General features: G+C 56.5%; 13 protein-coding genes and 1 pseudogene. 4 read left to right on the top strand and 10 right to left on the bottom strand.

Features of this window, described 5'->3' with window-relative positions; genetic code table 11:
* Positions 1–2: 2 nt before the first annotated feature.
* From VW41_11750 to VW41_11735, 4 genes are all read right to left on the bottom strand, one after another.
* Entirely contained in the window at positions 3–1628 is a 1626-nt protein-coding gene (locus VW41_11750) for an ABC transporter substrate-binding protein (protein ID AJZ89657.1), read from the bottom strand.
* A gap of 118 nt (positions 1629–1746) precedes the next feature.
* The gene (locus VW41_11745) at positions 1747–1986 is read right to left on the bottom strand and encodes a hypothetical protein (protein AJZ89656.1); all 240 of its coding nucleotides are present in this window, start codon (positions 1984–1986) and stop codon (positions 1747–1749) included.
* 343 nt (positions 1987–2329) lie between these two features.
* Positions 2330–2653 carry a branched-chain amino acid transport gene (locus VW41_11740; protein AJZ89655.1) on the bottom strand — a complete coding sequence of 108 codons (324 nt, stop codon included), beginning with the start codon at positions 2651–2653 and terminating at the stop codon, positions 2330–2332.
* Entirely contained in the window at positions 2653–3312 is a 660-nt protein-coding gene (locus tag VW41_11735) for a branched-chain amino acid ABC transporter permease (protein ID AJZ91945.1), read from the bottom strand. Before VW41_11735 ends, VW41_11740 begins: the two co-directional genes overlap by 1 nt.
* 106 nt (positions 3313–3418) lie before the next feature.
* Between VW41_11735 and VW41_11730 the strand changes: the two genes are divergently transcribed.
* On the top strand, positions 3419–3967 hold the full coding sequence (locus VW41_11730) for a DNA-binding protein (protein AJZ89654.1): 549 nt from the start codon (positions 3419–3421) through the stop codon (positions 3965–3967).
* A gap of 37 nt (positions 3968–4004) precedes the next feature.
* Here VW41_11730 and VW41_11725 read toward each other — a convergent pair whose 3' ends face one another.
* Positions 4005–4334 (bottom strand): multidrug transporter, encoded by a 330-nt coding sequence (locus tag VW41_11725; GenBank protein ID AJZ89653.1) that lies wholly within the window; start codon positions 4332–4334, stop codon positions 4005–4007.
* A gap of 308 nt (positions 4335–4642) precedes the next feature.
* On the opposite strand from VW41_11725, the gene nfrB reads away from it, so the two are divergent.
* Positions 4643–6871, top strand: a complete 2229-nt coding sequence (gene nfrB, locus VW41_11720; GenBank protein ID AJZ89652.1) for a bacteriophage N4 adsorption protein B — start codon at positions 4643–4645, stop codon at positions 6869–6871.
* 38 nt (positions 6872–6909) lie between these two features.
* Positions 6910–7695: pseudogene (locus tag VW41_11715) on the top strand (tetratricopeptide repeat protein).
* Between the two features lie 127 nt (positions 7696–7822).
* Here VW41_11715 and VW41_11710 read toward each other — a convergent pair.
* From VW41_11710 to VW41_11700, 3 genes are all read right to left on the bottom strand, one after another.
* Positions 7823–8110 carry a hypothetical protein gene (locus VW41_11710; protein ID AJZ89651.1) on the bottom strand — a complete coding sequence of 96 codons (288 nt, stop codon included), beginning with the start codon at positions 8108–8110 and terminating at the stop codon, positions 7823–7825.
* Between the two features lie 291 nt (positions 8111–8401).
* Positions 8402–9415 (bottom strand): ubiquinol oxidase subunit II, encoded by a 1014-nt coding sequence (locus VW41_11705; GenBank protein ID AJZ89650.1) that lies wholly within the window; start codon positions 9413–9415, stop codon positions 8402–8404.
* Entirely contained in the window at positions 9415–10809 is a 1395-nt protein-coding gene (locus VW41_11700) for a cytochrome D ubiquinol oxidase subunit I (GenBank protein AJZ89649.1), read from the bottom strand. Before VW41_11700 ends, VW41_11705 begins: the two co-directional genes overlap by 1 nt.
* Before the next feature lie 156 nt (positions 10810–10965).
* Between VW41_11700 and VW41_11695 the strand changes: the two genes are divergently transcribed.
* Entirely contained in the window at positions 10966–11748 is a 783-nt protein-coding gene (locus VW41_11695) for a chitosanase (GenBank protein AJZ89648.1), read from the top strand.
* Between the two features lie 43 nt (positions 11749–11791).
* On the opposite strand, the gene VW41_11690 is transcribed toward VW41_11695, so the two are convergent.
* Positions 11792–12553 carry an inositol monophosphatase gene (locus VW41_11690; GenBank protein ID AJZ89647.1) on the bottom strand — a complete coding sequence of 254 codons (762 nt, stop codon included), beginning with the start codon at positions 12551–12553 and terminating at the stop codon, positions 11792–11794.
* A 9-nt stretch (positions 12554–12562) separates the two neighbouring features.
* Positions 12563–13570, bottom strand: coding sequence for a LacI family transcriptional regulator (locus tag VW41_11685; protein ID AJZ89646.1), 1008 nt, complete (start codon positions 13568–13570; stop codon positions 12563–12565).
* Between the last annotated feature and the right edge of the window lie 4 nt (positions 13571–13574).

Genomic DNA, 13574 nt, shown 5'->3' with positions numbered 1-13574 from the left:
CCTTAGTGTTTTTCAAGCCAGGCGGCGTAGAACGACGGGCGCCCGACCGCTTCAAAAGCCACGCCTTTCAGCCACGGCGCCCCGGCAAAAACCTGCGGCTCTTCAAAGATAGGGATGACGTAGGCCTGGTCGATGAGATAGCGCTGGGCATCCCCCGCCAGCGCCAGGCGCTTCTGCGGATCAACTTCGGAAGAGATCCCTACCAGCAGAGCATTCAGCTTGTCGTCGGTAAACTGCGAGGTGGCGCTGAGGCCGCCTTTTTGCAGCAGGGCGTCGCGGTTGGCCGGATGGAACTGACTTTTGATCACATCCGGGTCGGCGCGGCCCACTTCGATGACGTTCACGCCGGTTTTCTGCGGATTGTTGGTATCCAGCACCCGGCTGCCGGCATCACCGGCGCGCACGCTGAGCCCGACGCCGATTTGTTTCCACTGCTGGGCAACCAGCTGGAGAACCTCTTTGTTCTGCGGCTGCGGCAGGGATTCGTAAATGGTCAGCGCCAGCGGCTTGCCGTCTTTCTGGCGAATACCGTTGCTGCCTTTTTGCCAGCCGGCTTCGTCGAGCAGCTTATTTGCCAGCGCCGGGTCATATTTCAGCTTATCGCGCAGGTCAACATAGCCTGCTGCGGTGCTGGCAATTACCGACCTGGCAACCGGGTAGTTAGCGGAGAACAGGGTGTCGACCACCTGCTGAGCGTTGGTGCCGTGCAGCAGGGCCTGGCGAACTTTGACGTCGGCTACCAGGGGGTTATCCGGGCGCAGCGCAATGCCGTCGTTCACGCCCCGGGTAGGGGCGGCGTAAATGGGGAATTTCTGGTCGGTGGCCTGCTTCTCGTCATAAGCCTGCACCTGGCGAATGAAGTCGGCCTGGCCTGCCAGCAGAGCGCCGATGCGCACGCTGTCCTCCGGCGTGACCAGAATCTTAATGCCGTTGAGGTTGGCGGGGCCCTGCTGCGGGCTATTTTTAGGCCCCCACTGGTAGTCTTTGCGCGCAACCAGATCCACTTCACGCCCCAGAGTTTCGTTCTGTACCACGAACGGGCCGGAGCCGATGATATTCCGGGCATCACCTAGCTCATCAAAGGTGCGGGACAGCGTTTTCAGGGAAACCAGGCCAGAGCCGATGGTCGCGGTGCCCTGTAAAAAGCCCGGAGAGGGTTTTTTAAAGAAGAATTTCACGGTCAGCGGGTCCACAACCTCACTATGATCGTAGTTGTTGATCACCTCAGATACCGGCAGGCGCAGGGCTTTGTTGCCGAGGCCGTAGGTGTCAAAGTTTTTGGCCACGGCGTTGGCGTCCAGCGGAGTGCCGTCGGAGAAGGTCACCCCCGGGTGCAGCTTGAAGGTGTATTCGGTTTTGTCGGCATTGCTGGTCCAGGATTCGGCAATCCACGGCTCCACTTCCAGCGTTTTGGGGTTTTGCCAGGTCAGTTTGTCGGTGATTTGGTTCAGGATCCCGCCGTTCGGGTAAAAACCCCCGGCCGGAGGATAAAGGTTGGTGTGAGCCTGTTGTTCCAGGTAGACCAATTCCCCGCCCTTTACCGGGGCGGCGCTGGCGCTGAAAGCAGCAAAGGCTGCCGCTAATGCCAGACCGCGAGCGATCGTAGTCTGGCGAGGCGATGATGGCATGGTGTTATCCTTTATTGTCTGATTGTTAGCGGCGTCAACAGCGCCTTGAAACTCATAACAACTCAGGCAATAAAGGATGAGAACGAAGAAAATTTACTAACGATTGTTGAAAATCAACTTAACGCAAATAGGTGGCTGGCCGTCTGTGGGTGACCGCATGATGGTGTTCGCGGAAATCATCGGCGGAATCTTCTGCCGCCTGGCGAAGTTCATCGCTGTCTGCCTGATGACTAAGCTGAATATCCATATCTTTCACCACAAAGTATTCATGCCCCTGGCGTTCAGCCATGGTCTGGCCGGAAAAGAGTGCGGTAACAATTAATAACAGGATAATGTTGAGTGGTTTTTTTATTGCCATCTTGCCACGCCTCGTGTGTGTTTCTTCCTCGCGCTTTTGGGGAGAAAGCCTGATCTTTGCCGCTGCATGCTATACCGATGAAGTTCCGTTCACTTACAGCTATCTCTTTAACCACAACGTCGCTCATTGTTTACTGCCTCACCCCTTTGGGGAGAGCGCCGGGGTGAGGGGCTGCATTAGCACGGGACCTGGTTACTCTAGCGATAATCCCAGAATGAAACTATTCGGCGAATCAAAAGTGATTTAAAGGTTTGTCAGCAAGGTAAAAACGGGCAAGGAAGGCGTTTTGTTGCGCTGTGGTTAAAGCGGGATATGCGAGGGGCCGCACAAAGGCGGCAGCCCATCAGTGAATGCCGGCCACACGCAGAAGTGCGGTAACCAGCGCGGCGGCGATAATCACGAAGATCAGAGGCACTTTGCGCCAGGCAAGAATTACGGCCACGGCAACGCCAGCAAACCGGGCGTATCCGGCGAAATGCGCGCCTTCAAAAAATGTGGTCGCCAGCGCCACCGAAAACAGCAGGGTCGTTGCCCCGTCGTTAAGCAGCTTTTGCGAGCGTTCGGAAAGCGCCAGCTTGCTGCCGAGCTTTGCGCCGCTAAAGCGCATCAGCCAGGTTCCCGCTGAAAGTACGGCCAGTCCGGCAAGCACGGTAAATGTGTTGGTCATTATTTTTTCCTCGCCAGCAGGCCGAGCATGGAAAGCAGTACCGGCAGCCCAACGGGTGCGAAAGGCGTGGCGGCAAGTGAAATGGCTGCCCCGGTTGAGGCTCTAATCAGGGTGGTGCGGCTTTTAAACGCCGGGATCACCAGCGCCAGCAGAATCGCCGGGAAAACGGCATCCAGGCCGATAACCTCAGGGGATGGCAGCAGGCTGCCCACGCCCGCGCCGAGCAGGGTTCCTGCGGGCCAGAAGAGCGCGACGCCAGCCCCGCAGAGCCAGTAGGCGGCCTTACGTTTTTCAGGCGTGGCTTGAGACAGACCGAAAACCACGCTTTCGTCGTTCATGATATGGCAGCCCAGGAGACTCAGCAGGCGCGTGCCCACGAGTTCCCGCACCGCGACGCCAAACGGAATATGCCTGGCGTTCACCAGCAGGCCAGCCATCGCGGCAGCAAAAGGATTGCCGCCGCTGGCGATGATGCCGATAAACATAAATTCTGATGCCCCCGCCAGCACCACAAAGGATGCCAGAACCGGCAGCCAGAGCGGGAATCCGTAGGCCATGGCGAGTGAACCGTAGGAGACGCCCACGACGCCAACGGCGAGACAGACGAGGAAAATAGCTTTTTTTGTGTCTCCGGGCAGGGTACGGAGGTGTTCACGCATCATCTAATGTTTTCCATATCGAACGAAATCGCCATTATAATGACCGCAATCTGCTACCATATCAAGCGAACGAATCGTTCACTTTACCGAACAGTGGGGGAGTTATATGACCCAGCCAATAGACACCATCGCCAAAAGCCTGGTCCGGGAACGCGGGCGCGCAGGGCTGTCGCTGGCGGAAGTGGCCCGCAGAGCCGGGATTGCAAAATCCACGCTCTCGCAGCTGGAGGCCGGGAACGGCAATCCTAGCCTGGAAACGCTTTGGGCGCTGTGCGTGGCGTTGAATATTCCGTTTGCCACGCTGCTGGAGCCGCAAAGTGCCAGAACGCAGATTATTCGCCGGGGAGAGGGCAGCCGCATTGCCGCCGAACAGGCTAATTATGTCGCTATTTTGCTGGCAACCTGCCCGCCGGGCGTGCGGCGGGATATCTACCTGGTAGAGGCGCAGCCGGGCACGCCGCGGCTGTCAGAGCCACATCCACCGGGGTCGGTGGAACATATGATTGTCACCCAGGGGCGGGCGCTGGTCGGCCTGACGGAGTCTGCCGCAGAACTGGGCGTGGGGGACTATATTTGTTACCCGGCGGATCAGCCGCATATTTTCCGCGCGTTGGAAGCGGATACCATGGCCATTATGGTGGCGGAGCAGAATTAATCGACGCGGGCTGTCTTTTTAAGACAGCCCGTTTTCATTAGTGGGCCACGGATTTGGAGAAGAGGTTAATCACCAGCACGCCAAGAATAATCAGCGCCATGCCCGCCAGCGCCGGCCAGTCGAGCTTCTGCCCGAGGAAAAGCCAGCCAATCATACCTATCAATACGATCCCGGCACCTGACCAGATGGCATAAATAATCCCGGTCGGAATTGTGCGCATGGTTATCGACAGCGCGTAAAACGCAACGCCATAGAACAGAATCGTCACCACGCTTGGCCACAGGCGGCTGAAACCATCGGAAAGTTTTAACGCGGTGGTGGCAATCACTTCGGCAACGATTGCGAGAATAAGCCAGCTGTAGGTCATGTCGGGGTATCCAGTGAGAGACGGCGGTTGCGGAGCGCTATTTTGACCTGGCGGCGTAGTTTTCGAAAGACGGCAAATCAAAAAGGCTTACTCATTCCGCACGATGTTTATGGGTTGTTTAATTTGTTAAATCAAGAGTCTTTCACTGGTTTGAAAGTTAATTGCCAGTTTGTTTGTGGTTTAAATTGAAAATAAATGAAGCATTGTGCTTTATCAGAATATTCTGTTCCCCTATGATACCGGTAACATTGTGGGGGCGATGAAACAATCGCGGCCAGATAAACAATAACTAACCTCTGGGGTGAGGCATGGACGGGTGGGTGGATTACTTTTCGAGCTATCTTTATGGTGTCAAAGTAATCGCAATGGGTTTGGCTATTTTGATATTTATCAATGGAATAGACGACCTTTTTATTGACGTTGTGTATTGGTTCCGTCGCGCGTGGCGCGCCTGTACCCTGCATCGTCAACCCCCGCATGTCAGCCGCCAGGCGCTGTACCAGCTGCAGGAAAAACCATTAGCAATATTGGTGCCAGCATGGCATGAAACGGGCGTTGTGGGCAAAATGGCCCGCCTGGCAGCGACATCAATTGACTACGAAAATTACCATATTTTTATTGGTATCTACCCGAACGACGCCACAACCCAACGCGACGTTGAGGACGTATGCGCTCGTTTTCCTAACGTGCATAAAGTCGTCTGCGCCCGGCCAGGCCCAACGAACAAAGCCGACTGCCTGAACAACATCCTGGATGCCGTTTTTCAGTTTGAACGTGACGCCTGTTTTAGCTTCTCCGGTTTTGTTCTTCACGATGCGGAGGACGTTATCTCCCCGCTCGAACTGCGCCTGTTTAACGCCCTGGTCGACCGCAACGATCTGATTCAGCTCCCGGTTTATCCGCTTGAACGAAGCTGGAAGCACTTCACTAGCCTGAGCTATCTGGATGAGTTTTCCGAACTCCAGGGTAAAGATGTGCCCGTCCGTGAGGCTTTATCCGGGCAAGTGCCCAGCGCGGGCGTAGGAACCTGCTTTAGCCGCCGGGCCGTACTTGCGCTGCTGGCGGACGGTGACGGTCGGGCTTTCGACGCCCAAAGCCTGAGCGAGGAGTACGACATCAGTTTCCGCTTGCGGAAAAAAGGCATGACGGAGACTTTTTGCCGTTTTCAGGTGCGGGACGATGCCGATGAGCCGCAGAGATTGTTTGGGGCGCGGCGGCGAACGCCTAACGTGGTTTGCGTCCGTGAATATTTCCCGGATACCTTTCGCGCGGCGGTGCGGCAGAAATCACGCTGGATAATCGGCACTGTTTTTCAGGGGTTCAAAACCCATCGCTGGACATCAAGCTGGACGCTCAATTATTTCCTGTGGCGAGACAGAAAGGGCGGCCTGATTAATTTTCTGGGTTTTGGCGCCATGCTGATAGCTATCCAATTGGCGGCGCTTTGGATTTATCAGCACACCGTGGATAACGCCTGGCAATTTATGTCGATATTTTGCTGTGATGAATGGTTCGTCATCCTGCTGTGGATTAATCTCGGCCTGATGGCCAACCGCCTTGTGCAGCGTATTATTTTCGTCACCGGCTTTTACGGATTCTGGCAGGGGGTGATGAGCATTCCACGGCTGTTCTGGGGCACTCTGATCAATTTTATGGCTAATTGCCGCGCTCTCCGGCAGGTGATTTTGCACGGCGATCCGCACCGAGTGGCCTGGGATAAAACCCTGCATGACTTCCCCCGCGGGCAGGCCCGGAATCCGGCCCTGCGCCCGTTGGGTGAAATACTGATGGCACACGGCATGATTAGCCAGCATCAGTTGGATGAGGCCATACAACAGCGCGTTCCAGGCCTGAAACTTGGCGGGCGCCTGCTGAAAAGCGGCGTTATCAATGGGCTGCAACTTGCCCAGGCGCTGGCAGAACAGGCTGGTGTACCTATGGAGCGCATGGATTGCCGCTGCCTCGATAAACGACTCATCGCCGCGCTACCTTCAGGGGTGGCGCGTCATTACGCCGTATTACCGCTGCGAGAAGAGCCTGACCGGTTGGTTCTTGCCAGTGAAAGCCGGCTGGATCCCGTTTCACTGGCGGCGCTGTCACGCAAGATTGGCCGCCCTGTGCGCTATGTTATCGTGCCTCGCGGTGAGGTTGTGGTTGGGCTAAGACAGGGGTACGGCGACGCACAAAATACCGAGCAATTCGCGTTGCTTTCCAGGGCTGCGGCCGCGGGGATGCTGAGTCCACAGCGGGCTGAAGCGCTATGGCACGAGTATGTGTCCGGTCAAATCCTGTTTGCAGAAGTGTTAATCACTGAAAGCTATCTGGATGCGGCCGTGCTGAAAGCAGTTCTGTTGCGCTATGAACGCAGCGACATGCAATTTGGCGATTTTCTGGTGCAGGAAGGTGTCGTCGGGCAGGCTGCGGTCGACCACGCCCTGGAACAGCAGAAAAAACTGCAGCCTTCGTTGAGCGGGCTGATGCACAGCGCCGGGTTGAGCAGCCTGCAAATCTCCAGCCTGATCGGAGAATTAGCATGAGCAAGTATCTGAAATGGTTAATGGCGCTGGCCTGCAGCCTGACGATCGCTGGTTACGCGCTGGCGACTTCAGAAGGGTCGAGGGACGATCTCGGGTTGAGCGACTACCGCTACTTTAAGGTCTACCCACATATCACCAGGGCGCACCAAGCGCTTCTGTCCAATAATGAGTCGCGGGCGTTAGACAGTTTTCAGCACGCCCATATGCTGGCCCCGGAAAGTATCCGGCTGACGCTCTGGCTGGCTGAAGCCTATCTCCATTTCAACCACCACGATAAAGCGATCGCGCTATTAAACGAGCAGCTACGTAAAACGCCGGGCAATGCGCAGCTCCGATAGGCGCTGGATGCCATTCCAAAGCCGGAGAAAAAAATAACGACCCGTGAACAGCTTCTGGCGCTTGATGACGCCTGTGCAGATTCTCCGTCGGTCGTCTGCCGGGCCGAGGTTGGTCACTATGCCGTCAGGCTTGGAGAACTGGATATCGCCATGCAGCAGCTTAATGACGAAGCGCTCCGCGCATCGCCCAGGGGCCAGGCGTTGATTAACAATTTGACCCAGCGGGCTATCGATTTGCAAAAATGGCACATCGCTGACCGGGGATTTGCGCTGCACGATCGCCTGGTCACGCTGAATGAAGCGCAGTATCAGCAATGGTTCGCTATTTTGCTCCACCTTGGGCGCGATCGCCGTATTCTCGATCTTCAACAGCAGGGCGTGATGAATTCCCCGGGCATGCAGTTGGCCTATGCGCAGTCCCTGGCCGAAAGAAAAGCTTACCCGGCACTGAGAGCTTACCTTGCGAGCCATCATCCCCGGTTTACCTCCGGGAGTGAAAAGCGCAATTGGCGAGATTTGAAGATGAAATGGGGCGGTATAAAAACGACAGATCGCTATTCTGCGGAGACGCTAATAAAATAAAAAGGCCCTTTATTAAGGGCCGTCCGGTTATTTATTTCTTGAAGACTTCGATATTAATGTTTTTATGATTAGATTCGTCGCCCGTGGCGGCAACAATCACATAAAAGCAGTCGGCAGGCTTCACACTGGACTCTTCACATTTTTGGTTTACTTCTTTAGACAAATCCTTATGCCCGACGGTCGGCGTACCATCTTGCGTCAGAGAAAGGTCGCCAATTTTGGTGTAACCAGGTGATTCTTCATGAGTTATTTGTTTTGCCGCAAAAACAGGTGACGAAACTAACAGCGTTAAAGCCAGGGCAGGTAGCAGATATTTCATCTTTGTCATCCTCTGAATGTTTCATTGAGACGGTTAACTGTTTTTCCTCATTAACGCATTAAAGAATTAGCACAGTTTGAAAGAAAATCAATTTCACCCCTGTGGGCTTATGACGCATTAATGGGGAAGGGCTGAATATATTCCCTTCCCCGACGTACAGCTCAGGTAATTAAGATTTAAAGCCAGCGGCGGTCATCAGCAGGCGAAATCCCATTCCTACTGCGGCCAGTGCCAATACGCTGGCGCTCCATAAAATAACCATCCACATAACGCGTTTGGCGGTCTCTTTCATCAGTGGTAACCCTCGCCATGCTGCACTTTTCCCCGGAACACGTAATAGCTCCAGAAGGTGTAGACCAGAATGATCGGAATAATAAACAGCGCGCCAACCAGCATAAAGCCCTGACTTTGGGGCGGAGCGGCAGCCTGCCAAAGCGTAATGCCGGGAGGAATGATGTTTGGCCAGATGCTGATGCCCAGCCCGCTAAAGCCGAGGAAAATCAGCCCCAGCGTCAGCCCAAACGGCGTGGCGTGCAGGCTGTTAGTCGACCGAACGCTACGCCAAAGCCACAGGCTGAACAGCACCACAAGCAGCGGTACCGGCAGCAGGAATAGCAGGTTTGGCAGACTGAACCAGCGTTCTGCAATGTTAGGGTGGCGAAGCGGGGTCCAGACGCTTATCACCGCGAGGGTAACCAATAGCGCCAGCAGCAGGCCAGGGGTGAGGCTCCGCATTCTTTTTTGCAGCGGATCTTCACTTTTCATTACCAGCCAGGTGGCACCCAGCAGAGCGTAGGCAATAACCAGGCCCAGCCCGCAGAACAGGTTAAACGGCGTCAGCCAGTCAAGCTGCCCGCCGGCAAAATGCCTCCCGCTGACCGGAAAACCGGAGATAACGGCCCCGACGGCGATACCCTGGCAAAAGGTGGCCAGAATCGATCCGCCCAGAAAAGCCTCATCCCAGAAGGGGCGATGCGCCGGCGTGGCCTTAAAGCGGAACTCGAAGGCGACGCCGCGAAAAATCAGCCCCACCAGCATCAGCGTAAGGGGGATAGTCAAGGCATCGACGATCACCGCATACGCCAGTGGGAAAGCGCCAAACAGGGCGGCACCGCCCAGCACCAGCCAGGTTTCGTTCCCATCCCAGACCGGTGCCACGCTGTTGACCATCACATCGCGGTCTTCTGCCCCGCGAATAAACGGAAACAGAATGCCAATGCCCAGATCGAAGCCATCCATCACGATGTACATCAGGGTGGCGAAGACGATGATCACAAACCAAATAACGGATAAATCGATGCCCATTAGCGTGGCTCCTCAAGTGATTCAGCGACAGCAGAAAGCGGGCGGGACGGGGTGCCCTGGGCAGGATGATCGTCCAACGGCTGCGGGCCTTTCTTGATAAGCCTGATCATGTAGCCGTAGCCGATGCCAAACACCGACATGTACACCACAAAGAAAGCGGCCAGGCTGAGGCTCATTTGCAGCGTACCGTGCGCAGACACGGCGTCTTTGGTACGCAGCAGGCCGTAGACCACCCACGGCTGGCGGCCAACTTCCGTCGTTATCCATCCGGCAAGGATAGCAATCAGCCCCGAAGGCCCCATCCACAGCGCAAAGCGCAGGAACGGGCGACTGTCGAACAACCGGTCACGGTAGCGAAGCCACAGGCTGGCGACGCCGAGCAGGATCATCAACATGCCCAGGCCGGCCATGATGCGGAACGACCAAAAGACAATCGGTGAATTGGGGCGGTCCTCTTTCGGGAACTCTTTTAGCGCAGGTACCTGTTTTTCCAGACTGTGGGTCAGGATAAGGCTGCCGAGTGCCGGGATTTCCAGGCCAAAGCGGGTGCGCTCCTGGTCCATATCCGGCAGGCCGAACAGCAGTAGCGGCGTTGGCTCGCCGGGACGGTTTTCCCAGTGCCCTTCAATGGCGGCGATTTTGGCCGGCTGATGCTGGAGCGTATTCAGGCCGTGCATATCCCCTATCATTGCCTGAATCGGGGCGACGATCACCGCCATCCACAGGGCCATTGAAAACATAGTGCGAATGGCCGGCGTACTGTTCCCCCGCAGCAGATGCCAGGCGGCGGAAGCCCCGACGAAGAAGGCGCTGCTCAGGAACGCCGCCACCGACATGTGCAGCAGGCGATAAGGGAAAGAGGGGTTAAACACCACCGCCAGCCAGTCCACCGGGACGACCTGGCCGCTGTGGATCTCAAAGCCCTGCGGGGTTTGCATCCAACTGTTTGAGGCGAGGATCCAGAACGTGGAAATAATTGTCCCGAGCGCCACCATGCAGGTAGCAAAGAAGTGCAGGCCCGGGCCAACGCGGTTCCAGCCAAACAGCATCACGCCGAGAAAACCGGCTTCAAGGAAGAAGGCGGTCAGCACTTCGTAAGTCAGCAGCGGGCCGGTTATGCTGCCGGCAAACTGCGAAAACCCACTCCAGTTGGTGCCAAACTGATAGGCCATCACCAGCCCGGACACCACGCCCATGCCAAAGTTAACGGCAAAAATCTTCGACCAGAAGTGGTACAGCGAGCGATAAACCGGATTTTTAGACTTTAGCCAGAGTCCCTCGAGTACCGCGAGGTAGCTGGCAAGCCCGATGGTAATAGCCGGGAAAATAATGTGGAAGGAGACCGTAAAAGCAAACTGAATCCTCGCCAGGTGAAAAGCGTCTAAACCGAACATGCAGAACTCCGCATAGCAAATTATTCGGCTCGATTGTAGGCCGCGCCACGTCCGGGGTGTAGAAACAGAGGGGCAGGGAAAAGGGATAACAGTTCTACTCAGAACCAATCTGAAACTCGTCGGTCTATATCGCGAACGGTCTTTCAGGAGAACATGATGCTGCCACCGAAGCTGGGCGTATTTTTACTGGTTGGGTTCTGTCTCACTGCTCAGGTATCTGCGGAGGATCTGCTGTCTCCGGCCAAAAGAGAGATTGCCATGCAGCTCGTGTCCAGCGCGGAAAACGCCTCGCTGGACTGGCGAAAACAGTATGCCTATATAGAAGATATCGACGATGACCGCGGCTATACCGCTGGGCTTATCGGCTTTACATCCGCCAATGGCGATATGCTTGATGTTGTGGGGCGTTACACCGCTCAGCAGGGGGGAAATCCGCTAGAGAAATATCTGCCAGCCTTGAAAACGCATGCGGAAGAAGAAAGCAGCGCCCATACCGGGCTCGACCCTGATTTTGTCAGCGCCTGGAAGCAGGCGGCAAAAGATCCCGCCTTCAGGGCTGCGCAGGATCAAATTCTCACAGAGCAGTATCTTGAGCCCGCCGTTAAGCAAGCGAAAGAAGATGGACTGAGCACGCTCGGGCAGTTTATCTATTATGATGCGTTGGTCATGCACGGGCCGGGTAACCAGCGAGAAGCGTTTGGTGGCATTCGCGCGGCGGCAAATAAAGTCGCCAAAATCCCCGCGCAGGGCGGCAGCGAGAAGGCCTGGCTGAACGCGTTTTTAGATGCCCGGGTGAAAATTATGCGGGAAGAAAAAGCCCACGAAGAGACGTCCCGCGTTGAGCTTGAGCAGCGCCGTTTTCTCAGAGAGGGGAATTACAGTCTGTCGCCGCCGCTGCGCTGGCGAACCAACGACGAAGACTTTGTCATCGACCGCTAAAGGATAAAAAAGACCCGCGAAGTGAACCGCGGGTTTTTATTGTTTACGCCTCCAGCAGCGCCATTAACCTTTCCTGCACGCTGGTGCAGCCGGCCAGCACCAGGTTGCCTTTCAACAGGCCACCGTTGGCGAGAAACGCATTACTGCTGCCGCCGGCTTCGGTGATCAGCAGCAGCCCGGCCAGGGCGTCCCAGCTGTTCATATGCTCTTCGTAATAGGCGTGAACCTGACCTGCGGCAACGTGCGCCAGCATCAGGGCGCCTGCGCCAAAACGCCGGTACTCCATGCCGTCGTTCAGGACATCTTCTATGGTGCGCGCATAAAGCGGCACCGGCGCCCGGCTCGAACGGCCCAGGCCGATGACCACGCTTTCCGGGGACGGATCGTGCAGCTTGAGCGGCTTGCCGTTCAGGAACGCGCCCGCGCCGTGGCGGGCAAAGAAGAACTCGTCGCGGTCGGGCGCGTAGATAATCCCCAACTGAATCACGTTCTGGCTGACGTAGGCGAGGGAGATACACCAGTAGTCCATGCCCAGAATAAAGTTAGTCGTCCCGTCTACGGGGTCGAGCACCCAGACGCCTTGCTCGCCTTCCACCAGGCCGCTTTCTTCACCCAGAAAGCCGTCCTGCGGGCAATGTAGCGTTAGCCAGCTTTCAATCTCCTGTTCAACCAGAATATCCGCCTGTGAGACGAAATCCTGGCGGCCCTTTTTCTCAACGCTTAAGCCTGCATCGCGCAGCGCTTGGGCGCGGGCGCCCGCTTCGCGGATTAACGTGCATAACGCCTGATGCTGTTGTTCGGTCATGTTTTGCTCTTAGGTAAGGGAAATTGAGGTGTGTCGGTGGATCATGCTGACCTTCACCCAACTGGTGCGTGAAGGCTGTGCTGGCGTACGAGCGCGCTCCAGCAGGTGTCCCAGCGCCAGCCGCGAGATTTCAGCCACATCCTGATGGAGGGTGGTGAGCCGGTAGCTGTACTGCGCCGTTTGCGGCGTATTGTCAAAACCGATCAGCTGAAAATCCTGCGGAGCATGTTTGCCGCGCTGGCGCATTCCGTCGAGAAAACCACAGGCTAGCTGGGCGTTAGCGCAGAAAATCCCGTCCGGGAGCTGTGCCACCGCCGCTGCGGCCTGACAGCCGCCTTCGTAACCTTCGGCCGCGCAAAGTAGTGACACCAGGTTGGTATCGACCTCCACGCCGCGATCGCTCAGGGCCTGGCGGAACGCTTCGCCGCGCATTCTGCCGGCCCAGGTAGAGGCATGGTTGTTGAGCCAGCCAAAATGTTTGCACCCGCTGTTGACCAGTTGCTCAGCGGCGAGCACCGCCCCGGCAACGTTATCGGAGCAGACATAATCCACGCCGGGAATATCTGGCTGGCGGTTGATGCCCACCACCGGAATATGCTGCTGCACGCACTCATTCACCAGCGCCTCGGGCGGTTTACCGGATGTGACAATCACCCCGGAGACGCGAAACTGAGTGAAATGGCGCAGCGTTTCCGCCAGCTCCTGCTCAGAGCGGATCTCCGTCACCAGCGCCTGAAAGCCGTTGCGCTGAATTTCGCTGAGAAGGCCGTCAAGCAGGCTACTGCGAAACGGATCGTTGATGCGCGATACAATGACGCCAATCAGGTGGCTGCGTCGGCGGTTAAGCCCCTGGGCAAGAAAATTGACCTGATAGCCAAGCTCTTCGGCTACCTGCAACACGCGTTCCCGCGTGGCGGGGGAAATACTGCCGTTGTTGCTCAGCGCGCGGGAAACCACGGCGCGGGAAACGCCCGCCCGCCGGGCCACGTCCTCTGCGGTCACGCTTTGTTTATGCATCGAC

Origin of the sequence: Klebsiella michiganensis (assembly GCA_000963575.1) — a bacterium.
GTDB classification, from domain to species: domain Bacteria; phylum Pseudomonadota; class Gammaproteobacteria; order Enterobacterales; family Enterobacteriaceae; genus Cedecea; species Cedecea michiganensis_A.
This window is presented reverse-complemented; position numbering and strand designations above follow the sequence as displayed.

What these genes read in the sequence shown, in the direction of transcription:
- VW41_11750 (AJZ89657.1), bottom strand. Translation starts at nt 1,628, where the DNA reads ATGCCATCATCGCCTCGCCAGACTACGATCGCTCGCGGTCTGGCATTA.
- VW41_11745 (AJZ89656.1), bottom strand. Translation starts at nt 1,986, where the DNA reads ATGGCAATAAAAAAACCACTCAACATTATCCTGTTATTAATTGTTACC.
- VW41_11740 (AJZ89655.1), bottom strand. Translation starts at nt 2,653, where the DNA reads ATGACCAACACATTTACCGTGCTTGCCGGACTGGCCGTACTTTCAGCG.
- VW41_11735 (AJZ91945.1), bottom strand. Translation starts at nt 3,312, where the DNA reads ATGCGTGAACACCTCCGTACCCTGCCCGGAGACACAAAAAAAGCTATT.
- VW41_11730 (AJZ89654.1), top strand. Translation starts at nt 3,419, where the DNA reads ATGACCCAGCCAATAGACACCATCGCCAAAAGCCTGGTCCGGGAACGC.
- VW41_11725 (AJZ89653.1), bottom strand. Translation starts at nt 4,334, where the DNA reads ATGACCTACAGCTGGCTTATTCTCGCAATCGTTGCCGAAGTGATTGCC.
- nfrB (AJZ89652.1), top strand. Translation starts at nt 4,643, where the DNA reads ATGGACGGGTGGGTGGATTACTTTTCGAGCTATCTTTATGGTGTCAAA.
- VW41_11710 (AJZ89651.1), bottom strand. Translation starts at nt 8,110, where the DNA reads ATGAAATATCTGCTACCTGCCCTGGCTTTAACGCTGTTAGTTTCGTCA.
- VW41_11705 (AJZ89650.1), bottom strand. Translation starts at nt 9,415, where the DNA reads ATGGGCATCGATTTATCCGTTATTTGGTTTGTGATCATCGTCTTCGCC.
- VW41_11700 (AJZ89649.1), bottom strand. Translation starts at nt 10,809, where the DNA reads ATGTTCGGTTTAGACGCTTTTCACCTGGCGAGGATTCAGTTTGCTTTT.
- VW41_11695 (AJZ89648.1), top strand. Translation starts at nt 10,966, where the DNA reads ATGCTGCCACCGAAGCTGGGCGTATTTTTACTGGTTGGGTTCTGTCTC.
- VW41_11690 (AJZ89647.1), bottom strand. Translation starts at nt 12,553, where the DNA reads ATGACCGAACAACAGCATCAGGCGTTATGCACGTTAATCCGCGAAGCG.
- VW41_11685 (AJZ89646.1), bottom strand. Translation starts at nt 13,570, where the DNA reads ATGCATAAACAAAGCGTGACCGCAGAGGACGTGGCCCGGCGGGCGGGC.